Genomic DNA, 21,105 nt, shown 5'->3' with positions numbered 1-21,105 from the left:
CCGGCTCGTCCCCAGCCGCTGGTATCCGATTCTGTTGCCCGGTTCGGTCCGAACCGCGTTCTATTTGAATAACCTTACGCCGTGAGGCTTATCGGTTACGCAGCCAGAGCGAGTGCTTCGTTATCGTTAGCACTTGTAGGTTTGAGCCTTGAACGGGTTACTCAGCCCGGAAGAAAACATCGTCTTTGAACACACGTCGATCCTGGTTCGGCCCCGTCAGAAACCCGCGCACCCGTTTGAAAGGGCGCGGGTTCGTGGTGGAGCCGCCGGGTACTGCCCCCGGGTCCGCTGTGTCTATTCCACGACACCATTTATCCTCATAGCCGGCCGAAACCGGCAAGACCCATATAGGAAACCCGCCCGCGCTTGGGAAGAGCGCAGGCGGGCCTTTTGTCGCGACTACGGCACCGCCTTGCGGCGGCGGGCGCCGGAAACGCGCTATTTCTTGCGCAATTCGTCGCGAATTTCGGTGAGGATATCGACCTCGGTGGGGCCGGCGGGTGCGTCGGGCGCCTTGCGCACCACCTTGTTCACCGTCTTGACCAGCAGGAAGATGATCCACGCCAGGATCAGGAAATTGATCACCGCGGTGATGAAGGCGCCGTATCCGATCATCGCGACCCCCGCCTTCTTGAGCGCCGCATAATCGGTCGCGGCAATGCCGTCGGGCACGCTGCCGAGGAGGATGAACTTGCTCGAAAAATCGACCCCGCCAAAGATCCAGCCGACGAGCGGCATGATCAGATCCTCGGTCAGCGAGCCCGTGATCGTCGCGAAGGCGCCGCCGATGATGACACCGACCGCAAGGTCGATGACATTGCCGCGCGCGATAAATTCCCTGAATTCACCCAACATCTTGCTGCTCCCCGGATGGTTGGCGTTATGGCGCCAAAGTGCCGCGACGATTGCGCAAAGGCAAGCGGCATCCTATTATGTGTGTTGTTGCGGCAAAACGCCGCCGGAGGGAGCTTGATGACCATGACCTATCGTTCCGCCCGCTGGTTGATCCTGCCCGTCGCCGCGATGAGCCTGTCCGCGTGCGGCATCAACAGCGTGCCCACCAAGGAAGAGGCGGCAAAGGCGAAATGGGCGAATGTCGAGGCCGCCTATCAACGCCGCGCCGACCTGATCCCCAACCTCGTCGAAACCGCCAAGGGCGCGGCCAATATCGAACAATCGACGCTCGAAGGCGTGATCCAGGCGCGCGCGTCGGCAACGCAGGTAAAGCTCGATCCCGCCGACCTCGAGGACCCGGCGAAGGTGCAGGCCTTCCAGCAGGCGCAGGGCAATGTGTCGAGCGCGCTCGGTCGGCTGCTCGTCACCGTCGAACAATATCCCGACCTCAAGAGCCAGGCGCGCTTCGCCGACCTGATGACCCAGCTCGAAGGCACCGAGAACCGGATCAACGTGACGATCCAGGATTATAACGCCGCGGTGCAGGACTATAACACGACGATCCGCACCTTCCCCGACATCATCGGCGCCAAGATCGTCCACGGTGCAAAGGAAATGACGCCGTACAAGGCGGTCACGCCCAACGCGAACGTCGCGCCGAAGGTCGATTTCGGAAAGTAGGCGTGCACCGCGCGATCCTTGCCGGTCCGCTCGCGATCCTGCTGGTCGCGGGCGGCTGCAAGGAGGCTCCGGCTGTCCCGGCCGAATCCGGGGGGCTGTTCGGGGCCGCCGAAGGGGCGACCGCAGACGCCGAAACGGCCTTTTGCGACGGCGTGCCGGCGATGGACTTGCGCGGACGGGTCACCGATGCGGCGAACATTTTGAAGCCCGAAGAGGAAAGGCGATTGTCCGAACGGCTTGCCCGATACGAAGACCGGACACGACACCAGATGGTCGTCGCGACGACCCCCGACCTGAACGGCGCGCGTGTCGACAACAGCGGGACCTGCCTGGGCCAGCGCTGGCGTATCGGGCGCAAGGACCACGACGACGGTATCGTCATTCTGGTCGCCCCGCACGAGCGCGAACTCAACATCGCCACGGGATTGGGAATGGAAAAGATGCTGACCGACGACAAGGCGCTGGCGGTCATCCACCAGATGACGCCGCACTTCGAAAAAGGCGATTATGCCGGCGGCCTGTCGACCGGCATCGAGGCCATCGCCGCACAGACGGGCGACGCCTCGTGAGGGCGATCCTGCTCGGCTGGGCAATGGGCCTGTCGCTGCTCGCCGTTCCCGCCGCCGCGCAGACCTTTCCCAAGCTGACCGGCCGCGTCGTCGATCAGGCGGACATCATTCCGCCCGCGGAGGAAGCCGCGCTCAACGCGCAGCTCGAAGCGCTCCAGACCAAGACCGGGCACCAGCTGGTGGTTGCAACGGTGACCGACCTCGAAGGCAACGACATCGGCGACTATGGCTACAAGCTCGGTCGCGAGTGGAAAATCGGCGACGCCGAAAAGGACGACGGCGTCGTCTTTTTGATCGCGCCGAACGAACGCCGGATGAACATATCGGTCGGCTACGGACTCGAACCCGTGCTGACCGACGCGATGTCGGGGCGCATCATCCGCGACACCGTGACACCGCTGTTCAAGGCAGGCGACATGCCCGGCGGTATTCAGGCAGGCGTCAACGCGATCGCCGAACAGATTCAGCTTACCCCCGAAGAAGCCGCCGCCCGCGCGGCGCAGATCGAGGCAGAGGAACGCGACCGCGCCAATGACGGCGACATCGGCGGGCTGATCTTCGTCGGCTTCATCATTTTCTTCTTCTTCGTGCTGCCGATCCTGTCGGGCCTCGGCCGCCGCGGCCGGAAGCGGCGCAAGGCGAGCCCGTGGGGCGCGCCGATCATCATCTGGGGCGACCATGACGACTGGGGCGGCGGCGGCGGCTCGTCGTGGGGCGGCGGCAGCTGGGGCGGCGGGGGCGGCGGCTTCGGGGGCTTTTCGGGCGGCGGCGGCAGCTTCGGCGGCGGCGGCGCGTCGGGCGGCTGGTAGAGGGGGACATATCATGCCACGCAAGGTCAGCCACGTCAGTCCGGCCGATCACGACATCGTCACGGCGGCGGTGGCGGACGCCGAGCGCCACACCAGCGGCGAGATCGTCACCGTCATCGCGGCGAAGTCGAACGATTATGACGATGTCGCGCTCGTCTGGGCCAGTGTCATCGCGTTCATCGCCATGTCGGTGATCGCGCTCTTCCCCGAATTCTACCGCGGCCTCTACGACCGGTTCACCGGCGGCTGGGGGCACGAGCTGACCGCGAACCAGTGGCTCGGCACGGTGATCGCGGTCGGGGTGCTCAAATGGATCGGCGTCTGGCTGATCCTGCTGTGGCGCCCGCTGCGGCTGTGGCTCACCCCGCGCGCGATCCTCGCGGGCCGCGTCCGCGCGCGCGCGGTCGACCTGTTCAAGGTCGGCACCGAGGCGAAGACGTTGGGGCGCACCGGCGTGCTCCTCTATGTCAGCCTCAAGGAGCATCGCGCCGACATCGTCGCCGACGAGGCGATCGCGGCCAAGGTCGCACCCGACGTGTGGGGCGACGCGATGGCGACGCTGATCGAACGCATCCGCGCGGGTCAGCCCGGCGAGGGCATGGCCGAGGCGGTGCGCCAGATGGGCGTCGTGCTCGCGCAGCATTTCCCGAAGGGCGACGACAATCCCAACGAGCTGCCCGACCGGCTGATCGAGCTGTAACACTCCCTCTCGTCCATTCGTGCTGAGCTTGTCGAAGCACCGTCCTTCTTGTCGACGCCCGAAAGAAAGAACGGCCCTTCGACAAGCTCAGGGCAAACGGTTTGGGATCAGAAAGGATAGACCATGAGCCGCCCCGCCCCTGGCACGCCCGTCGAAACCAGGTGGGAAGGCCGCTTCGTCACCGTCAAGCAGCAAGGAACGTGGGAATATGTCTCGCGTTCGCGCGGCATCCACGCCGCGGTGATCCTCGCGATCGACGAGGGCGACGATGGCCGCCACGTCATCCTGGTCGAACAATATCGCGTGCCGCTGGCGATCAACTGCCTCGAAATGCCCGCGGGGCTGGTGGGCGACGACATGGCGGGCGAAGCGTCCGAAATCGCGGCGCAGCGCGAACTCGAGGAAGAAACAGGCTATCGCGCCGAGCGCTGGCGCACCGTCGGCGAATTCTTCTCCTCGCCCGGCATGGTCAGCGAGAGCTTCACGCTGCTGGTCGCGACCGATCTCGTCAAGGTCGGCGAAGGCGGCGGGGTCGACAGCGAGGATATCACCGTCCACCGCGTCCCGCTCGACGGCATCGAGGCGTTTATCGCGGCGAAGCGCGCCGAAGGCTGCGGGATCGATGTGCGCGTCGCGATGCTGATCGCGGGAGGCCTTCTGGGCAACGGCTGATCCCCGACCGTATCGGGCGACCGAAAGGGGGCCTTCTATCGGCCCTTGAAGCGCCAGCGGAGCAACGGCCGCGCCAGCACCAGCCCGGCGAGGAAGCCGCCGACGTGCGCCCAGATCGCGATGTTGCCGAAACCCGCGCCGCCCGCGAAACCCAGCAGCAACTGCACCCCGATCCACGCCGCGGCCAGCCACAGCGCACGCACCCAGTGGCTGGGGATCGGGCCGATCGCCGCGGTCTTCGTCCGGCTGAAGATCAGCGCATAGACCGCGATCAAAGCCGAGATCGCCCCGCTCGCGCCGATCATGACGATGAGCGAGCGCGGATCGGCAAGCCACTGCGCGAAAGCGCCCGCATAGGCGCCGGCGACGAGCAGGAAGGCGGTTGCCGAGGCGCCCAAGGGCTGTTCAAGCTGGCGGCCGATGAACAGCAGCACCACGAGGTTGAAGCCCAGATGCAGAATGCCCGAGTGGAGGAAGGCGGCGGTCAGCGGCGTCAGCGCGAAGGGCAGCAGCGTTCCGGGCGGCGCAATGAGCTCCGACCCGAAACGGCCGGGAATGAAGCCGGCGCCCACGAAAGCCTGCTGTTCGGTACCGGTGAGCGCCAGCAGCACGAACAGCAGCGTGCATGCCAGCGCATAACCGTTGATGACGGGCGTACGCATGGCTGTCACCCGCCCCGCCGGATCAGACGAACTCGATCTTCGTCACCAGATAATATTTGTCGCCCGCGGGCACCGTCACCTCGATCTCGTCATCGACGCGGCGACCGATCAGCGCGCGGCCGAGCGGCGAATTATAGCTGATCTTGCCGACCTTGGCGTCGGCTTCGGCCTGGCCGACGATCTGGTACTTGACCGGCTTGTCGTCCTCGTCGGCGAGCGTGACGGTCGCGCCGAACACGATGCGGTCGCCCGACAGCGTCGTCGGGTCGATCACCTGCGCGCGCGACAATTTGTCTTCGAGGTCGCCGATGGTCGCTTCGACCTGACCCTGGCGTTCCTTGGCGGCGTGATATTCGGCATTTTCCGAAAGGTCGCCGTGCGCGCGCGCTTCCTCGATCGCGTCGACGATGAGGGGGCGTTCGGCCTTGAGCGCGGAGAGCTGTGCACTCAGCTTCTCATAGCCTTCCGCCAGCATCGGCACCTTTTCAACGCTTGCCATTATCCTGTTGTCCTTTGTCAATAATCCCGCCCCGGCGGGAGAGCGCCGGGCGGCAGAGCCGCTGTTTCCGTCGATGTCGGGGGGTGAAGCGGTCCCTCAATAATAGTCCTGTAGCGGCTTTACTTCAAGAGAGTGCGCGCGCAGCGCCCCGATCGCGTGGGTCGCGGCATCGCTGCCCGCCGCCGTCGTATAATAGGCGACGTCGGCGCCCAGCGCCGAAGCGCGGATCGATTGCGAGTCCTGCAGCGACTGCCAACCCTCGGTGGTGTTGAAGATCAGCTGGACGTCGCCGTCCTTGATCCGGTCGACGATATGCGGCCGCCCTTCGGCCACCTTGTTGACGCGCTCGACCGCGATCCCCTGCCCCGCCAGATAGTCGGCGGTGCCGCCCGTCGCGATCACCTGCCAGCCCCAGTCGGCGAGGCGGCGCACCGGTTCGATGATCCGCGGCTTGTCGCTGTCCTTGACCGAAACGAACACGCGCCCGTCGGTCGGCAGGCGGTCGCCCGCGCCGAGCTGCGCCTTGGCGAAGGCGAGGTTGAAATCACTGTCGATTCCCATGACTTCGCCCGTGGACTTCATCTCGGGGCTCAGCACCGGATCGGTGCCGGGGAAGCGCGCGAAGGGGAAGACCGCTTCCTTGACCGCGACATGGTCGATGTCGCGATTGATCTTGGGCAGGTCGGCGAGCTTCTCGCCCGCCATCACGCGCGCCGCGATCTTGGCGATCGGCGACCCCACCGCCTTGGCGACGAAAGGCACGGTGCGGCTCGCGCGCGGGTTGACCTCGATGAGGTACACCTCGTCGCCCTGCACCGCGAACTGGATGTTCATGAGCCCGCGGACCTCGAGCGCGCGCGCCAGCGCGTCGGCCTGGCGCTCGATCTCGGCGACGATTTCGGCGGACAGGCTGTACGGCGGGATCGAGCAGGCGCTGTCGCCCGAATGGACCCCGGCTTCCTCGATATGCTGGAGCACGCCCGCGACCACCACGTCGGTGCCGTCGCACAGGGCGTCGACATCGACCTCGATCGCGTCGCGCAGATAGCGGTCGATCAGCACCGGCGAGTCGCCCGACACCTGCACCGCGGTCTCGATATAATGTTCGAGCTGCGCCTGATCGTCGACGATCTCCATCGCGCGGCCGCCGAGAACGTAGCTGGGCCGCGTCAGCACAGGATAGCCGATGCGCGCCGCGACCGCGACGGCTTCCTCGCGGCTGCGCGCGATGCCGTTGGCGGGCTGTTTGAGGCCGAGCCTGTTCACCAGCGCCGCAAAACGCTCGCGGTCCTCGGCGAGGTCGATCGCGTCGGGCGAGGTGCCGAGGATCGGGATGCCGGCATCTTCCAGCGCCTGCGCGAGCTTGAGCGGGGTCTGGCCGCCGAACTGGACGATCACGCCGACGAGCGTGCCCTTCGACTGCTCGACGCTGAGGATTTCGAGCACGTCCTCGGCGGTCAGCGGTTCGAAATAGAGGCGGTCCGAGGTGTCATAGTCGGTCGACACCGTTTCGGGGTTGCAGTTGACCATGATCGTTTCATAGCCCGCCTCTTCCAGCGCGAAGCACGCGTGGCAGCAGCAATAGTCGAACTCGATCCCCTGCCCGATGCGGTTCGGACCGCCGCCGAGAATGACGATCTTCTGCCGCTCCGACGGGTTCGCCTCGCATTCGGGGGTTCCGAAGGTCGGGGCTTCGTAGGTCGAATAGAGATAGGGCGTCTTGGCCGCGAATTCGGCGGCGCAGGTGTCGATCGTCTTGAACACCGGGCGCACGCCGAGCCGGTGGCGCAGGTCGCGCACCTCGGCCTCGGTCACGCCGCCGGTCATCGCCTTGACCGCCTCGTGGATCAGCCCGCTGCCGCGCGCGGTCGCGCGCGCCGCGCCGGGACGCAGATGCGCCGACCGGAGCGCGAGATAGGCAAGGCGCTTGTCGCTGAAGCCCATCGCCTTCAGCTTGCGCAGCCCCTCGGCGTCGCGCGGCAGGCCGTTTTCCATCACGCCGTTTTCGGCCGCGACGATCTCTGCAATGCGTTCGAGGAACCACATGTCGTAACCCGCGACGCGGTTGATCTCGGCGAGCGGCAGGCCTTCGCGGATCGCCTGCGCGGTGTTGAGCAGCCGGTCGGGGGTGCGCTGCGCGAGCTCGCTGCGCAGCTGGTCGTGGCTCGCGCCGACGAGCCGGTCGACGAAGTTGAAACCCGAGAGGCCGGTTTCGAGGCCGCGGAGCGCCTTTTGCATCGATTCGTGGATCGTGCGGCCGATCGCCATCACCTCACCGACCGATTTCATCGCGGTCGACAGCGTCGCCTCGGCGCCCTTGAACTTTTCAAAGGCGAAGCGCGGGATCTTGGTGACGACATAGTCGATCGTCGGTTCGAACGACGCCGGGGTCACGCCGGTGATGTCGTTCATGATCTCGTCGAGCGTGTAACCGACCGCGAGCTTCGCCGCGACCTTGGCGATCGGGAAACCTGTCGCCTTCGACGCCAGCGCCGACGAACGCGACACGCGCGGGTTCATCTCGATGACGATCAGGCGGCCGTCCTTGGGGTTGACCGCGAACTGGACGTTCGACCCGCCCGTCTCGACGCCGATCTCGCGCAGCACCGCGATGCTCGCGTTGCGCATGATCTGATATTCCTTGTCGGTCAGCGTCAGCGCCGGCGCGACGGTGATGCTGTCGCCGGTATGCACGCCCATCGGATCGACATTCTCGATCGAGCAGATGATGATGCAATTGTCCTTGCGGTCGCGCACCACCTCCATCTCATATTCTTTCCAGCCGAGGAGCGATTCCTCGATCAGGACCTCGGTGGTCGGCGAGGCGATCAGGCCGCCGCGGACGATTTGCTCGAACTCCTCGCGGTTATACGCGATGCCGCCGCCGGTGCCGCCAAGCGTGAACGACGGGCGGATGATCGACGGCAGCCCGGTGCGTTCGAGCACCGCAAACGCCTCGTCGAGCGTGTGCGCAACGCCCGAGCGCGCGCTTTCCAGCCCGATCTTGTCCATCGCGTCGCGGAACTTCTGCCGGTCCTCGGCCTTGTCGATCGCCTCGGCGTCGGCGCCGATCATCTCGACGCCATATTTGGCGAGCGTGCCGTCCTGCGCGAGCGCAAGCGCGGTGTTGAGCGCGGTCTGCCCGCCCATCGTCGGCAGCACCGCATCGGGGCGCTCCTTTTCGATGATCTTGGCGACGATCTCGGGCGTGATCGGCTCGACATAGGTCGCGTCGGCGAGGTCGGGATCGGTCATGATCGTCGCCGGATTGGAGTTGACGAGGACGATGCGATAGCCCTCCTCCTTCAGCGCCTTGATCGCCTGCGTCCCCGAATAGTCGAACTCGCACGCCTGACCGATAACGATCGGGCCAGCGCCGATGACGAGGATGGATTGGATGTCGGTTCTTTTGGGCATTTCAGGCTGCTATCTTCAAAGCCCCCCCCCATGAGGGGGAGGGTTGGGTGGGGGCGTCCAGACGATGACGGACAAGCGATTGACGAGGGTAGCGCGCAGGTTGCGTCGCGAACCCACCGAGGCGGAGAAAAGGCTGTGGTCGCGGCTGCGCGGAAAACAGCTGGGCGTTCAATTCACCCGGCAATTCCCGATCGGCCCGTTCGTGGCCGATTTTGCCTGCCGGTCGATGAAGCTCGTCGTCGAGGTCGATGGCGGCCAGCACGCCGACAGCCCCGATGATGCCGAGCGCACGCGCCTGATCGAGGCGCATGGCTACAGCGTGATCCGCTTCTGGAACAATGATGTACTCGCCAATACCGATGGCGTTGTCGCGATGATTGTCGAACAACTCGCCATCGCCCGTGGCTGATAAAACCCTCCCCCTTGAAAGGGAGGGTTGGATGGGGGTGTACGTACGTGAGCGGTGACGCGCGGCCTGACGACCTCGCTCCCCCACCCCCAGCCCCTCCCCGACGGGGAGGGGGGCAACAAGGCCGAAACCTTGGTTCACTGCACATTCCGATCGACGCCGATCTGCGGATCAGTCCCGCCGACCTCGGCGATGAAGTCGAGCACCGGGCGTGCGGTCGCCGCGACCCACGCCGCATCGGGCACGACATCCTCATATTCGAAGATCAGATGATGCCGCCCGACCCCGCGCGCTTCGCCAAGGCCGCGCGCCTCGGCAAGCTGCACCGCCTCATAGGGCAGCCGCCGCGCGCAGGTGATGTTGAGCCGCACCCCCGCGCCCCAGCGCTCAGGGTTCGCCGCAGCATCAGCGGCCAGCGCGTCGAGCTGCTCGGCAAAACTCATTTGAGCCCGCCCACGAACTTCTCGAACAGATAGAAGCTGTCCTGCGGCCCCGGGCTCGCCTCGGGGTGATATTGGACGCTGAAGGCCTTCTTGCCCGTGATCGCGATACCGCAGTTCGATCCGTCGAACAGGCTCTTGTGCGTTTCGACCACGCCCGCGGGCAAGGTCGCGGCGTCGACTGCGAAGCCGTGGTTCATGCTGGTGATCTCGACCACGCCGTCGGCGAAGTCGCCGCCGACGCGCTGCACCGGGTGGTTCGCGCCGCGATGGCCCTGATGCATCTTCACCGTCTTGGCGCCCGCCGCGATGCCGAGCATCTGGTGGCCGAGGCAGATACCGAAGATCGGCACGTCGCGGTCGAGCAGGCCCCGGATCACCGGTACCGCATAGTCGCCCGTCGCCGCGGGGTCGCCGGGGCCGTTCGACAGGAACACGCCGTCGGGCTGGTGGCCCAGCACCTCGTCGAGGGTCGCGGTCGCGGGGACCACGGTGACGCGCGCGCCCGCCGCGACGAGGTTGCGGAAGATATTGTCCTTTGCGCCATAGTCGATCGCGACGACGTGCGGGCGTTCGCCGCCGCCCGCGCCCGCATAGCCATGGCCGAGTTTCCACGCGCCGCCGGTCCAGTCGCCCGTGTCGGTGCGGCTGACCTCCTTCGCAAGGTCGAGCCCCTCGAGCCCCGACCAGCCGCGCGCTTGTCCGAGCAGTTCGTCGATGTCGAATTTGCCGTCGGGGTTGTGCGCAACGACGCCGTTGGGTGCGCCCGCGTCGCGGATACGGCGCGTCAGCGCGCGCGTGTCGATGCCGGCGAGCCCGATCAGGCCCTGATCGGCCATCCAGTCGGGCAGCGTCTGGACGCTGCGGAAATTGCTGGGCTGCGTCGGCAGTTCGCGCGTGATGCAGCCGATCGCGGCGCGCTTGTCGCGCTCCATATCCTCGGGATTCGCGCCGACATTGCCGATGTGCGGAAAGGTGAAGGTGATGATCTGCCCCGCGTAGCTCGGGTCGGTCAGGATTTCCTGATATCCCGTCATCGCCGTGTTGAAGCAGATTTCGCCCACCCCCGCGCCGGTCGCGCCATAGCCGATGCCCCACAGGATCGTGCCGTCGGCAAGGACGAGGACGCCGGTGGCGCCCGAGGGCTGGCTTGCGGGCGCGACTTTGGGCGCCACAGGGGGGTTGGCTGGTGCCATTCAACATGCTCCGGACGGGGGGCTAAACGGCCGACCAAGTAGGCGGCAAAAAAGTGATTCACAAGCTATCGGATTATGAATCTTGCCGCTAAGGGTGCTTCTTTCCCACATTGCAGCGCAAGAGGACACGTCATGATTCGCGACGACATCAAGGCTGCGCAGGTTGCCGCGATGAAAGCCGGCGACAAGGCGCGTTTGGGCACGATCCGGCTGATGCTGGCCAAGATCAAGGACAAGGACATCGAACTCCGGACCGGCACCGCGCCGGCCGACGACGACGCGCTCGTCACCGACGTCCTGCAAAAGATGGTCAAGCAGCGCCGCGAGTCGATCACCATGTACGAACAGGGCGGCCGCCAGGAACTCGCCGATATCGAGGCGGCCGAGGTCGCGGTGATCGAGGATTTCCTGCCCGCGCAGCTCAGCGATGACGAAGCGCAGGCCGCGATCCGGGCGATCGCCGCCGAGCTCGGCGCGGCGAGCCTCAAGGACATGGGCAAGGTCATGGCCGCGGTGAAGGAACGCCACGGGTCCGAGCTCGACATGAGCAAGGCGAGCGGGTGGGTGAAGGCGGCGCTGAGCTGAATCCGCTCGCGGCGCCGGCCCACCCCTAGCCCCTCCCGCAAGCGGGAGGGGACAAGAAGGTCGCGGACCAACCTCTCCCCTCCCGCTTGCGGGAGGGGTCGGGGGTGGGCATACCGCCCTATGATGGATGGACAGTTTCAGCCCCGCGACACGCCGCGAGCGAAGGAGTTGCGCAATGCTGCCACTCCCGCCGAGCGGACCTTGTGGCGCTGCCTGTCCGGCCGGAAAATCGGTGGCTGGAAATTCAGCCGGCAAATGCCTGTCGGCCCCTACTTCGCTGACTTTCTTTGCCGTGAGGCGCAATTGATAGTCGAACTCGATGGATACTCGCACGACATGCGCCAGGCTTATGACGAGCATCGGGGTCATTGGCTTGTCGAAAACGGGTTTCGAGTCCTTCGTTTCACGAACAGTGACGTGATGGCGAACATCGATGGGGTTGTGAGCGAAATCGAGCGCAGCCTTGACCTTCTGCCCACCCCCGGCCCCTCCCGCATGCGGGAGGGGAGTTAAGTGACCCTCACCCCGCAATGGCTCGACGAACTACGCTCGCGGATCACGCTGTCGTCGATCATCGGACGCACGATCAAGATCACGCGCGCCGGGCGTGAGTATAAGGCGTGCTGCCCCTTCCATAACGAAAAGACGCCCAGCTTCACGATCAACGACGAAAAGGGCTTCTACCACTGCTTCGGCTGCTCGGCGCACGGCGACGCGATCCGCTGGATGACCGACCAGCGCGGCCTGTCGTTCATGGACGCGGTCAAGGAACTCGCCGCCGAGGCCGGGATGGACGTCCCCGCCCCCGACCCACGCGCCGCGAAGAAGGCCGAGGAGCAGGCGAGCCTGCGCGACGTGACGCAGGCGGCGGCCGACTGGTTCAGCCAGCAGCTCGGCAGCAGCAACGGCGCCCCGGCGCGCGAATACCTCACGAAGCGCGGCATTTCGGACGCGACGCGCAAGGCTTTCGGCTTCGGCCTGGCGCCCGACAGCCGCAGCGCGCTGAAGGACGCACTCAGGAAATTCCCGACCGCGATGCTCGTCGAGGCGGGGATGCTGATCGCGGTCGAAGACAAGGAGCCCTACGACCGCTTCCGCGGGCGGCTGATGATCCCGATCCGCGACGCGCGCGGGCGCGTGATCGCGTTCGGGGGACGCATCCTCGGCGACGGCGAGCCCAAATATCTGAACTCGCCCGACACCCCGCTCTTCGACAAGGGGCGCACGCTCTACAATCTCGACAAGGCGTCGCCCGCGTCGCGCCAGACGAACCGCGTGATCGTCGTCGAGGGCTATATGGACGTCATCGCGCTCGCCGAGGCGGGGATCGCCGATGCGGTCGCGCCGCTCGGCACCGCATTGACCGAGAACCAGATCGGCATGCTGTGGCGCATGGTGCCGGTGCCCCTCCTTTGCTTCGACGGCGATGCCGCGGGACAGAAGGCGGCGATGCGCGCCGCAACGCGCGCACTGCCGCTGCTGCGCCCGGGATTCAGCCTCGCCTTTGCGACGCTCCCGGCCGGACAGGACCCCGACGACATCGTGCGTGCGCGCGGCGCGGCGGGGTTCGCCGAACTGCTCGACGACGCGCAGCCGCTCGTCGAGCGCCTGTGGGCGCACGAGGTTGCCGCTAGCCCGCTCGCGACCCCCGAGGAGCGCGCGGCGCTGAAGACGCGGCTGCTCGCGCACGCCGATGCGATCGAGGATGCCGACGTGCGTCACCATTATCGCGAGGCGTTTCGCGAACGACTCGACACGCTTTTCGCGCGCAAGGCGCCCGAACGCAGCGCGCGCGTGCCGTGGGCGCCGCAACCGCAGCGCGGCAATCGCCGCTTCGCGCCCGACCCCAGGCTGCAGCCTCCGGCCGACGAGACGCGCACGATCGGCCAGGCGGGAATCGGCGGCCCCTATGCGGCGGCGCTGCTCGGCGGGCTGCTGCGCCATCCCGCGGCGCTGTGCCGTCACGAAGAGGCGCTGGCGCGGCTCGCGATCGCCGATTCCGCCGATGCCGAACTGCTCGGGCGGATGCTTGACATCGCAATCGGTCAGGAAGGGCTTGATACCGAGGGGTTGCTTGCCATATTGGAGCCAATGAAAGTGTATAATAGGGCGACGACCTTGCTCAGAGCCGATGGAATGCACTTCTCGTTCAATCGACCGCTGGACAAGCAGGATGGGGCCGATGCGGCGCGCGAGGCCGCGCTTCGCGACCTCGACGAATATATCGGCGTGCTCGTGACGCAGCCCGAAATCCGCGCCCGACTCGCCGAGGCGACAGCGGATTTCCAGCGCACGATGGACGACGCAGGTCTGGAACGTCAGCAGAAGCTGCGCGCGCTGGACGAAGATCTGACCCGCCGCCTGGCCGCGCTGTCCGAAGACAGCCACCAGGTCTGAACACTTTACGCCTTGAGGCAGGAATAGCGAATGGCCACCAAGAACACCGCCGAAACCGACACCGACGCGCCGCTGATCGACCTCAACGAGGCCGACGTCAAAAAGCTGATCGCGCGCGGCAAGAAGCGCGGTTACCTGACCTATGACGAACTCAATGCGGCCTTGCCGCAGGATGAGATGTCGTCGGAGCAGATCGAGGACATCATGTCGGCGATCTCCGACATGGGCATCAACATCGTCGAGAGCGACGAAGACGTCCAGGAAGAGGCCGAGCAGGAAACCGACGACGAGGTCGACGTCAGCGCCGGCACCGGATCGCTGTCGAACCCGGCGGTCGAGAAGAAGAAGGAAACGGTCGATCGCACCGACGATCCCGTTCGCATGTACCTGCGCGAAATGGGCGCGGTCGAACTGCTCAGCCGCGAGGGCGAAATCGCGATCGCGAAGCGCATCGAGGCGGGCCGCGACACGATGATTCTCGGGCTGTGCGAAAGCCCCCTCACCTTCAACGCGATCATCGAATGGTCGAACGCGCTCAACAACGGCGACATGCAGCTGCGCGAGATCGTCGATCTCGAAGCGATGCTGTCGAAGGATCCCGCGCCCGAGAATCTCGAGGAAGAAGGCGCCGACGACGACGGCGAGATCAGCGAAAAGAACGCCGGCGTCTCGTTCAAGGACGAGGATGAGGTCGGGGAGGAAGCGTCCGCCGACGGCGACGACGAGGATGGCGAAGGTTCGTCGGGCAAGCGCGAAAATTTCGAGGAAGACGACGAGGACAACACACTGAGCCTCGCGGCGATGGAAGAATTGCTCAAGCCCGACGCGCTTGAGAAATTCGCCAACATCACGAAGAGCTTCAAGGCCTTCTCGAAGCTGCAGGACGCCCGCCTCGAAGCCCTGTCGGGCGGCGAGGAATTCCCCGCGGCGTCGGAGAAGAAATATCACAAGCTGCGCGAGGAACTCACCGCGCAGGTCGAGAGCGTGCAGTTCCACGGCACCAAGATCGAATATCTGGTCGACCAGCTGTACAGCTACAACCGCCGCCTGACCGCACTCGGCGGCCAGATGCTGCGCCTCGCCGAGCGCCACAAGGTGCCGCGCAAGTCGTTCCTCGACAATTATGTCGGGCGCGAGCTCGAGGAAAACTGGCTCGACCAGGTCGGCGGGATCGACAAGAAATGGGCCGCCTTCGCCGAGAATGAGGCCGGCGCGGTCGACCGCATCCGCATCGAGATTTCGGAAATCGCGCAGGCCGCGGGCATGAGCCTCGTCGAATTCCGCCGCGTCGTGAACATGGTCCAGAAGGGCGAGCGCGAGGCGCGTATCGCCAAGAAGGAAATGGTCGAGGCGAACCTGCGCCTCGTGATCTCGATCGCCAAGAAATACACCAACCGCGGCCTGCAGTTCCTCGACCTGATCCAGGAAGGCAATATCGGCCTGATGAAGGCGGTCGACAAGTTCGAGTACCGCCGCGGCTACAAGTTTTCGACCTATGCGACCTGGTGGATCCGGCAGGCGATCACCCGTTCGATCGCCGACCAGGCGCGCACGATCCGCATCCCGGTCCACATGATCGAGACGATCAACAAGCTGGTGCGGTGCAGCCGCCAGTTCCTCCACGAAAGCGGCCGCGAGCCTACGCCTGAGGAAATGGCCGAGCGCCTGTCGATGCCGCTCGAAAAGGTCCGCAAGGTGATGAAGATCGCCAAGGAACCGATCAGCCTCGAAACGCCGATCGGCGACGAGGAAGACAGCCACCTCGGCGACTTCATCGAGGACAAGAATGCCGTCATCCCGGTCGACGCCGCGGTGCAGTCGAACCTCAAGGAAACGGTGACGCGCGTTCTGGCGTCGCTCACCCCGCGCGAGGAACGTGTTCTTCGCATGCGCTTCGGCATCGGCATGAACACCGACCACACGCTCGAAGAGGTGGGGCAGCAGTTCAGCGTGACCCGCGAACGCATCCGCCAGATCGAGGCGAAGGCGCTGCGCAAGCTCAAGCATCCGAGCCGGTCGCGCAAGATGCGGTCGTTCCTCGACCAGTAAGGTCGCATCCTTCGTCGCGAAGGATCATGCAGGGTGAAAAACAGGGCGCGGGTGTTGCATCCGCGCCCTTTTTCGTGGCTCCGCCGAACCGGCGCCCGGCGCCTGATCAGTTCTCCGCCCAGTCGCTCGTCGTCGTGAAGGTCGGAAGTGACAGGCCGCCGGTCTGCTGGCTCGCCGCGGCGATCAGATAGGGCGAGACGCGATGCCGGGTGCACAGCCCGCCGTTGCCGTCGGCGACCAGCGATTGTTCGAACTCGACCCCCTGCTGGTGCTTTTTCGACCGGCGAACGATCGCGGTTGCAAGCTGTCCTTCGCCGAAGTCGATCACGAACCGGGTGCCGACGGGAACATCGACCATCCCCTCGATGAAGGCGCCTGTCGCCGACAGGTTGCGCATCACCACCGTATAACGATGATTGCCGTGAACCGCGCCGATCTTGCGGAACATCTGGAAGCGGTCGTTGCGCTGCTTGGCGGGGCCCGCGGGGGCGATCGTCCAGCTCCCGGCCTCGGCATGCCCGATCAGTTCGTCGTTCGCGACCGACTTGCTGTACACATAGCCTTGGACATGGCTGACATTGAGCTTGCGGATCAGATCGAGCTGGTCGAGCGATTCGATGCCCTCGGCGGTCGTTTCCATCTCCAGCGCCTCGGCTAGCGCCACGATCGCCGCGATGATCGCCGCGTTGCGCGATCCTTTCTGGGTCGCACCGCGCACGAAGCTCTGGTCGATCTTGATCTTGTCGAACGGCGCCGACTGCAGATAGCCGAGCGACGAATAGCCAGTGCCGAAATCGTCGAGCGCGAGACGCACCCCGATCCCCTTGAGCGCGGTGAACATCGCCGCCGTCTCGGCCGAATCGCCGAGGAAGACGCTTTCGGTGATTTCGAGCTCGAGCCGTTCGGGGGCGAGGCCGGTGGCGGCGAGCGCGTGCGCAATGACCCGCGGCAGGTCTGGGTTGGCGAACTGGATCGGCGAGACATTGACCGCAAGGCGCAGATCGCCGGGCCAGCGCGCCGCATCTTCGCAGGCCTTGCGCAGCACCCATTCGCCGAGCGTCCAGATCAGGTTCGCCTCCTCGGCGATCGGAATGAACAGCGCTGGCGAAATCGTGCCGCGTTCGGGGTGATTCCAGCGCACAAGCGCCTCGACGCCGCTGACGGTATTGCTCCTGGCGCGCACGACGGGTTGGTAGGTCAGTTCCATTTCGCCGCGAACGAGCGCGTCGCGCAAATCCTCTTCGAGCGCGCGGCGATCCTCTGCCGACTGGTGAAGGTCGCTCGAATAGAAACGAAAGCGCCCGCGGCCGTTGCCCTTTGCGGCATAGAGGGCGAGGTCGGCGTTGCGCACCAGATCCTCGCTCGTCATTCCGTCGAAGGGCGCGATCGCGACGCCCACCGACGCGCCGATGATGCAGCGGCTGCCCTCGACCGAATAGGGTTGCGACAGGCTGGCGATGATGTCGCTAGCCATGTCGCCCAGCTTGCCGCGGTCGTCCTGATCGGCGAGGATCACCTGGAACTCGTCGCCGCCCAGCCGGCTCACCATTTCCTTGTCGCCGACGATCTTGAGCAACCGTTCGGCGACCTGCCTGAGCAGCGCATCGCCCGCCGGATGGCCCAGCGTGTCGTTGACCTGCTTGAACCGGTCGAGGTCGATCAGCATGATCGCGCACGATCGCTGCTGCGGCGCGAAGGTCGTCAGCGTCGTGTCGAGCCGCCGCGAAATGTTGAAACGATTGGCGAGCCCGGTCAACGAATCATAGAGGGCCAGGCGCGACGCATCCTCGGCCGAGCGGCGCTGCACCGTCACGTCGATGCCGCTGCCGCGATAGCCGGTGAAGCGGCCTCCCGCTTCGAACTGCGGGCGTCCCGACACCGCCCACCAGCATTCCTCGCCCTGCGCGGCGCGCAGCGCCAGCCCGTCGAACTTCGATTGCCGCGTCAGCAGGAAGGGCAGCGAGCGCTGCCGTTCGGCCGCCGAATCGGCGGGCAGGAACAGGGTGGTGAACGCCTGGCCGATCAGCGTGCCAAGCGGACGGCCGAGCTGGTCCGCGACCGCTTCGGAGAGGTAGGCGATGCGCCCGTCGGCGTCGGTCGACCAGAACCATCCCTGGCCGCTGTCTTCGTGGTTGCGCAGCAGCAGCAGCGCATCGTGCGCCGCAAGCGGCAAGGACTGCCCGCCACGCGGCGGCGCGAAGCGATCTCCGATCTTTCCGAAAAATCCACGTTCGGCGCCGCCCGGCACGGATGGTCCTCCGTCGTCGTCCGGGCGCAGCGCCGGATCGCCCTGTTGCATCGTCATCATGGTCCCCACCGATGAGGACGATTTGCCTGAAATGCCTTGCGAATCCGTAAATGGGCGCCGCGCATCGGGGGCATCGGGTTCTGAGCGCAGCAAAGCCGGCACTCCGGATTTGCATTTAACCGTGTTTTCGGAGCCATCGGGCGATCCGCCTGCCCCGAAAACGCCCTAAAGTCGCATCGTCCCCGTTTCCACAAAGCGCTGGTGCCACGAGAGCGCTTCGGTCAGCAGCGACGGCGCATGCTTGCCGTAGGAGGAGACCAGCGCCCGCGCGTAATAATCTTCGAGCATCGGCCGGAAATCGGGGTGCGCGCATCTTTCGATGATGAGCGCCGCGCGCTGTTTGGGGGCGAGCCCGCGCAGGTCGGCCAGCCCCTGTTCGGTGACCAGCACCTGTACGTCCTGCGTGATATGGTCGACGTGGCTCACCTGCGGGACGATCGCCGAAATCGCGCCGCCCTTTGCGGTCGACGGGGTCATGAAGATCGAGACGAAGGCGTTGCGCGCGAAGTCCCCCGACCCGCCGATGCCGTTCTGGATGCGCGACCCCATGATGTGCGTCGAATTGACGTTGCCGTAAATGTCCGCCTCGATCAGCCCGTTCATCGCGATGCAGCCGAGGCGGCGGATCAGTTCGGGGTGGTTGCTGATCTCCTGCGGGCGCAGGATCATCCGGTCGCGGTAGCGCGCCATGTCGGCGTTGACCCGCAGCGCAGCCTCGGGCGAGAGCGAGAAGGCGGTCGCCGATGCCATGCGCAGCTTGCCCGCGTCGATCAGGTCGAGCATCCCGTCCTGGAGCACTTCGGTATAGGCCGTCATATTCTCGAACGGGCTGTCGACCAGCCCGGTGAGCACCGCGTTGGCGATGTTGCCCACCCCCGACTGGATCGGCAGCAGCGACGCGGGCATCCGCCCCATCGCGACTTCGTGCGCGAGGAAGTCGAGCAGATGATCCGCGATCGCGCGCGCGGCCGCGTCGGGCGGGGTGAAGGGCAGGTTGCGGTCGGGCAGGTCGGTGACGACGATCGCCGCGATCCTGTCGGGATCGCAGCGCAGCAGCGGTTCGCCGATGCGGTCGTCGGCGCGCACGAGGGGGATCGGCACGCGGTCGGGCGGCAGGCGCGTGCCGTAATAGATGTCGTGCATCCCCTCTAGCGCGGGATTCTGCCAGCTGTTCACCTCGAGGATGATCCGGTCGGCGCGGTCGATCCACGTCTTGTTGTTGCCCACCGACGAAGAGGGGATCAGTCCGCCGTCGGCGGTAATCCCCGTCACCTCGATCACCGCGGTATCGAGCGGGCCGAGGAAACCCTGCCACGCCATCGGCGCGACCTGGCTCAGATGCATGTCGAAATAGGCCATTTCGCCGCGGTTGATCTTTTCGCGGGCGATCGGGTCGCTGTTGTACGGCAGGCGGAACTCGATCCCGTCGGCGCGCGCCAGCGCCCCGTCGAGTTCGGGGCCCGTCGAAGCGCCGGTCCACACGCGCACGCGAAAGGGATTGCCCGCGGCATGTTCGCGCTCGATCCGCGCCGCGAGCGCGATCGGCACCGCCTTGGGATAGCCCGAGCCGGTGAAACCGCTCATACCGATCGTCGTCTCCGGCGCGATGAGCGCGGCAGCGTCCTCGGCATCCATGATCCGATCGTGGAGATGCGGCGGGGCAATGCGGCTGTTCGTCATGATGACGCTCCTTTCAGAATGCAGCGACCAGCCGGCCCTCCCCGCACCGGTGTCGTATCGAAGGCCGGATTGCCCGGCGGAATGTCCTTGACCTCGCCGGGCCTATCCGCCCGGCAGCAGCAAGCTCGAATCGCCATAGCTGTAGAAGCGGTAACCCGCATCAATGGCGTGGGCATAGGCCGCCTGCATCACGTCGAGTCCCATCAGCGCGCTGACCAGCATGAACAAGGTCGATTTGGGCAGGTGAAAATTGGTCATCAGCCCGTCGATCGCCCGGAAGCAGTATCCCGGGGTGATGAAGATCGACGTGTCGCCGGCAAAGGGCGCGATGGTGCCGTCCGGCTGCGCGGCGCTTTCGAGCAGGCGGAGGCTGGTCGTGCCGACCGCGATGATGCGTCCGCCCGCGGCGCGCACCGCGTTGAGCCGCGCGGCCGCGCCGGCGTCGATGCGTCCCCATTCGGCGTGCATGACATGGTCGTCGGTGTCGTCGGCCTTGACGGGCAGGAAGGTCCCGGCACCGACGTGGAGCGTGAGCGTCTCGCTGGTCACGCCCGCCGCGGCGAGAGCGGCCAGCAGCCCGGGGGTGAAGTGCAGCGCCGCGGTCGGCGCGGCGACCGCGCCGTCCTCGCGCGCGAACATCGTCTGGTAATCGCTGCGGTCGTCGGCGTCGGTCGGGCGCTTGCCCGCGATATACGGCGGCAGCGGCATCGTGCCCGCGCGTTCGAGCAGCACCTCGACCGGCTCGTCGCCTGCGAAGGCGAGGACGAAGCTGCCGTCGGCGAGCCGTTCCTCGGCGACCGCCGCGACCCCGGCCCCGAAATCGACGCTCTCGCCGACGCGCAGCCTTTTGGCGTTGCGCACAAAGGCCTGCCAGCGGCGGAGGTCGATACGCTTGTGCAAGGTCGCGCCGATCCTGGCGTCTCCCCGCCGTCCTTCGAGCTGCGCAGGGATCACCCGCGTGTCGTTGAACACCAGGCAGTCGCCCGCGCGGAGCAGCGACGGCAGGTCGCGCACGCCCATATCGCGCATCGCCCTTCCCTCGACGACGAGCATCCGCGCCGCGTCGCGCGGGCGCGCGGGGCGAAGCGCGATACGCGCGTTCGGCAGGTCGAAGTCGAAAGCGTCGACGCGCATCGCG

19 protein-coding genes and 1 other RNA gene are annotated in these 21,105 nt (G+C 66.1%); 10 read left to right on the top strand and 10 right to left on the bottom strand.

Annotated features, from left to right (window positions below; genetic code table 11):
• Positions 1-20 precede the first annotated feature (20 nt).
• Together ssrA and mscL are read right to left on the bottom strand one after the other, a co-directional pair.
• Positions 21-377: a transfer-messenger RNA gene (gene ssrA / locus EAO27_RS02655) on the bottom strand.
• Between the two features lie 61 nt (positions 378-438).
• Positions 439-855, bottom strand: a complete 417-nt coding sequence (gene mscL, locus EAO27_RS02650) for a large conductance mechanosensitive channel protein MscL (protein WP_242776827.1) — start codon at positions 853-855, stop codon at positions 439-441.
• 117 nt (positions 856-972) lie between these two features.
• Between mscL and EAO27_RS02645 the strand changes: the two genes are divergently transcribed.
• From EAO27_RS02645 to EAO27_RS02625, 5 genes are all read left to right on the top strand, one after another.
• Positions 973-1,575, top strand: a complete 603-nt coding sequence (locus EAO27_RS02645; protein ID WP_242776825.1) for a LemA family protein — start codon at positions 973-975, stop codon at positions 1,573-1,575.
• A gap of 2 nt (positions 1,576-1,577) precedes the next feature.
• Positions 1,578-2,144, top strand: a complete 567-nt coding sequence (locus tag EAO27_RS02640; RefSeq protein ID WP_242776823.1) for a TPM domain-containing protein — start codon at positions 1,578-1,580, stop codon at positions 2,142-2,144.
• A gap of 23 nt (positions 2,145-2,167) precedes the next feature.
• Positions 2,168-2,953: a TPM domain-containing protein gene (locus EAO27_RS02635; RefSeq protein WP_242780408.1), complete on the top strand. Its 786-nt coding sequence runs from the start codon at positions 2,168-2,170 to the stop codon at positions 2,951-2,953.
• A gap of 13 nt (positions 2,954-2,966) precedes the next feature.
• Positions 2,967-3,653, top strand: a complete 687-nt coding sequence (locus EAO27_RS02630; RefSeq protein ID WP_242776822.1) for a hypothetical protein — start codon at positions 2,967-2,969, stop codon at positions 3,651-3,653.
• 123 nt (positions 3,654-3,776) lie between these two features.
• Positions 3,777-4,325, top strand: a complete 549-nt coding sequence (locus EAO27_RS02625) for an NUDIX hydrolase (RefSeq protein WP_242776820.1) — start codon at positions 3,777-3,779, stop codon at positions 4,323-4,325.
• Positions 4,326-4,360: 35 nt separating this feature from the next.
• Here the strand turns inward: EAO27_RS02625 and EAO27_RS02620 are convergent, their stop codons facing one another.
• The 3 genes from EAO27_RS02620 to carB form a co-directional block, all read right to left on the bottom strand.
• A complete protein-coding gene (locus EAO27_RS02620) occupies positions 4,361-4,987 on the bottom strand; it encodes a rhomboid family intramembrane serine protease (protein WP_242776818.1) in 627 nt (208 codons plus the stop codon).
• Positions 4,988-5,009: 22 nt separating this feature from the next.
• The gene (gene greA / locus EAO27_RS02615) at positions 5,010-5,486 is read right to left on the bottom strand and encodes a transcription elongation factor GreA (RefSeq protein ID WP_242776816.1); all 477 of its coding nucleotides are present in this window, start codon (positions 5,484-5,486) and stop codon (positions 5,010-5,012) included.
• Between the two features lie 96 nt (positions 5,487-5,582).
• Entirely contained in the window at positions 5,583-8,903 is a 3,321-nt protein-coding gene (carB, locus tag EAO27_RS02610) for a carbamoyl-phosphate synthase large subunit (protein ID WP_242776814.1), read from the bottom strand.
• Between the two features lie 64 nt (positions 8,904-8,967).
• Here carB and EAO27_RS02605 point away from each other — a divergent pair, with 64 nt between their 5' ends.
• Positions 8,968-9,312: a DUF559 domain-containing protein gene (locus tag EAO27_RS02605; RefSeq protein WP_242776812.1), complete on the top strand. Its 345-nt coding sequence runs from the start codon at positions 8,968-8,970 to the stop codon at positions 9,310-9,312.
• Between the two features lie 137 nt (positions 9,313-9,449).
• Here the strand turns inward: EAO27_RS02605 and EAO27_RS02600 are convergent, their stop codons facing one another.
• Positions 9,450-9,755 carry a hypothetical protein gene (locus EAO27_RS02600; RefSeq protein ID WP_242776810.1) on the bottom strand — a complete coding sequence of 102 codons (306 nt, stop codon included), beginning with the start codon at positions 9,753-9,755 and terminating at the stop codon, positions 9,450-9,452.
• Positions 9,752-10,948 (bottom strand): glutamine-hydrolyzing carbamoyl-phosphate synthase small subunit, encoded by a 1,197-nt coding sequence (gene carA, locus EAO27_RS02595; protein WP_242776808.1) that lies wholly within the window; start codon positions 10,946-10,948, stop codon positions 9,752-9,754. The genes EAO27_RS02600 and carA overlap by 4 nt, the downstream gene beginning before the upstream one ends.
• Positions 10,949-11,080: 132 nt before the next feature.
• Between carA and EAO27_RS02590 the strand changes: the two genes are divergently transcribed.
• From EAO27_RS02590 to rpoD, 4 genes are all read left to right on the top strand, one after another.
• Positions 11,081-11,533 carry a GatB/YqeY domain-containing protein gene (locus EAO27_RS02590; RefSeq protein WP_242776806.1) on the top strand — a complete coding sequence of 151 codons (453 nt, stop codon included), beginning with the start codon at positions 11,081-11,083 and terminating at the stop codon, positions 11,531-11,533.
• Positions 11,534-11,653: 120 nt separating this feature from the next.
• Positions 11,654-12,046: a DUF559 domain-containing protein gene (locus tag EAO27_RS02585; RefSeq protein WP_242776804.1), complete on the top strand. Its 393-nt coding sequence runs from the start codon at positions 11,654-11,656 to the stop codon at positions 12,044-12,046.
• Positions 12,047-13,930, top strand: coding sequence for a DNA primase (gene dnaG / locus EAO27_RS02580; protein ID WP_242776802.1), 1,884 nt, complete (start codon positions 12,047-12,049; stop codon positions 13,928-13,930).
• 30 nt (positions 13,931-13,960) lie between these two features.
• Positions 13,961-15,979 (top strand): RNA polymerase sigma factor RpoD, encoded by a 2,019-nt coding sequence (gene rpoD / locus EAO27_RS02575; RefSeq protein WP_242776800.1) that lies wholly within the window; start codon positions 13,961-13,963, stop codon positions 15,977-15,979.
• Positions 15,980-16,085: 106 nt separating this feature from the next.
• Here rpoD and EAO27_RS02570 read toward each other — a convergent pair whose 3' ends face one another.
• From EAO27_RS02570 to queA, 3 genes are all read right to left on the bottom strand, one after another.
• On the bottom strand, positions 16,086-18,287 hold the full coding sequence (locus EAO27_RS02570; RefSeq protein ID WP_242776798.1) for an EAL domain-containing protein: 2,202 nt from the start codon (positions 18,285-18,287) through the stop codon (positions 16,086-16,088).
• Positions 18,288-18,452: 165 nt separating this feature from the next.
• Positions 18,453-19,967 (bottom strand): acetyl-CoA hydrolase/transferase family protein, encoded by a 1,515-nt coding sequence (locus EAO27_RS02565; protein WP_242776796.1) that lies wholly within the window; start codon positions 19,965-19,967, stop codon positions 18,453-18,455.
• A gap of 102 nt (positions 19,968-20,069) precedes the next feature.
• Positions 20,070-21,101: a tRNA preQ1(34) S-adenosylmethionine ribosyltransferase-isomerase QueA gene (queA, locus tag EAO27_RS02560; RefSeq protein ID WP_242776794.1), complete on the bottom strand. Its 1,032-nt coding sequence runs from the start codon at positions 21,099-21,101 to the stop codon at positions 20,070-20,072.
• Positions 21,102-21,105 lie beyond the last annotated feature (4 nt).

Source organism: Sphingopyxis sp. YF1, assembly GCF_022701295.1.
In the GTDB taxonomy this organism is placed as follows: Bacteria; Pseudomonadota; Alphaproteobacteria; order Sphingomonadales; family Sphingomonadaceae; genus Sphingopyxis.
The sequence above is the reverse complement of the archived record's forward strand: the minus strand, read 5'-3'. Positions and strand labels throughout refer to the sequence as shown.

Coding starts and splice junctions, on each gene's coding strand:
- mscL (WP_242776827.1), bottom strand. CDS start 855: ATGTTGGGTGAATTCAGGGAATTTATCGCGCGCGGCAATGTCATCGAC.
- EAO27_RS02645 (WP_242776825.1), top strand. CDS start 973: ATGACCATGACCTATCGTTCCGCCCGCTGGTTGATCCTGCCCGTCGCC.
- EAO27_RS02635 (WP_242780408.1), top strand. CDS start 2,168: ATGGGCCTGTCGCTGCTCGCCGTTCCCGCCGCCGCGCAGACCTTTCCC.
- EAO27_RS02630 (WP_242776822.1), top strand. CDS start 2,967: ATGCCACGCAAGGTCAGCCACGTCAGTCCGGCCGATCACGACATCGTC.
- EAO27_RS02625 (WP_242776820.1), top strand. CDS start 3,777: ATGAGCCGCCCCGCCCCTGGCACGCCCGTCGAAACCAGGTGGGAAGGC.
- EAO27_RS02620 (WP_242776818.1), bottom strand. CDS start 4,987: ATGCGTACGCCCGTCATCAACGGTTATGCGCTGGCATGCACGCTGCTG.
- greA (WP_242776816.1), bottom strand. CDS start 5,486: ATGGCAAGCGTTGAAAAGGTGCCGATGCTGGCGGAAGGCTATGAGAAG.
- carB (WP_242776814.1), bottom strand. CDS start 8,903: ATGCCCAAAAGAACCGACATCCAATCCATCCTCGTCATCGGCGCTGGC.
- EAO27_RS02605 (WP_242776812.1), top strand. CDS start 8,968: ATGACGGACAAGCGATTGACGAGGGTAGCGCGCAGGTTGCGTCGCGAA.
- EAO27_RS02600 (WP_242776810.1), bottom strand. CDS start 9,755: ATGAGTTTTGCCGAGCAGCTCGACGCGCTGGCCGCTGATGCTGCGGCG.
- carA (WP_242776808.1), bottom strand. CDS start 10,948: ATGGCACCAGCCAACCCCCCTGTGGCGCCCAAAGTCGCGCCCGCAAGC.
- EAO27_RS02590 (WP_242776806.1), top strand. CDS start 11,081: ATGATTCGCGACGACATCAAGGCTGCGCAGGTTGCCGCGATGAAAGCC.
- EAO27_RS02585 (WP_242776804.1), top strand. CDS start 11,654: ATGATGGATGGACAGTTTCAGCCCCGCGACACGCCGCGAGCGAAGGAG.
- rpoD (WP_242776800.1), top strand. CDS start 13,961: ATGGCCACCAAGAACACCGCCGAAACCGACACCGACGCGCCGCTGATC.
- EAO27_RS02570 (WP_242776798.1), bottom strand. CDS start 18,287: ATGATGACGATGCAACAGGGCGATCCGGCGCTGCGCCCGGACGACGAC.
- EAO27_RS02565 (WP_242776796.1), bottom strand. CDS start 19,967: ATGACGAACAGCCGCATTGCCCCGCCGCATCTCCACGATCGGATCATG.
- queA (WP_242776794.1), bottom strand. CDS start 21,101: ATGCGCGTCGACGCTTTCGACTTCGACCTGCCGAACGCGCGTATCGCG.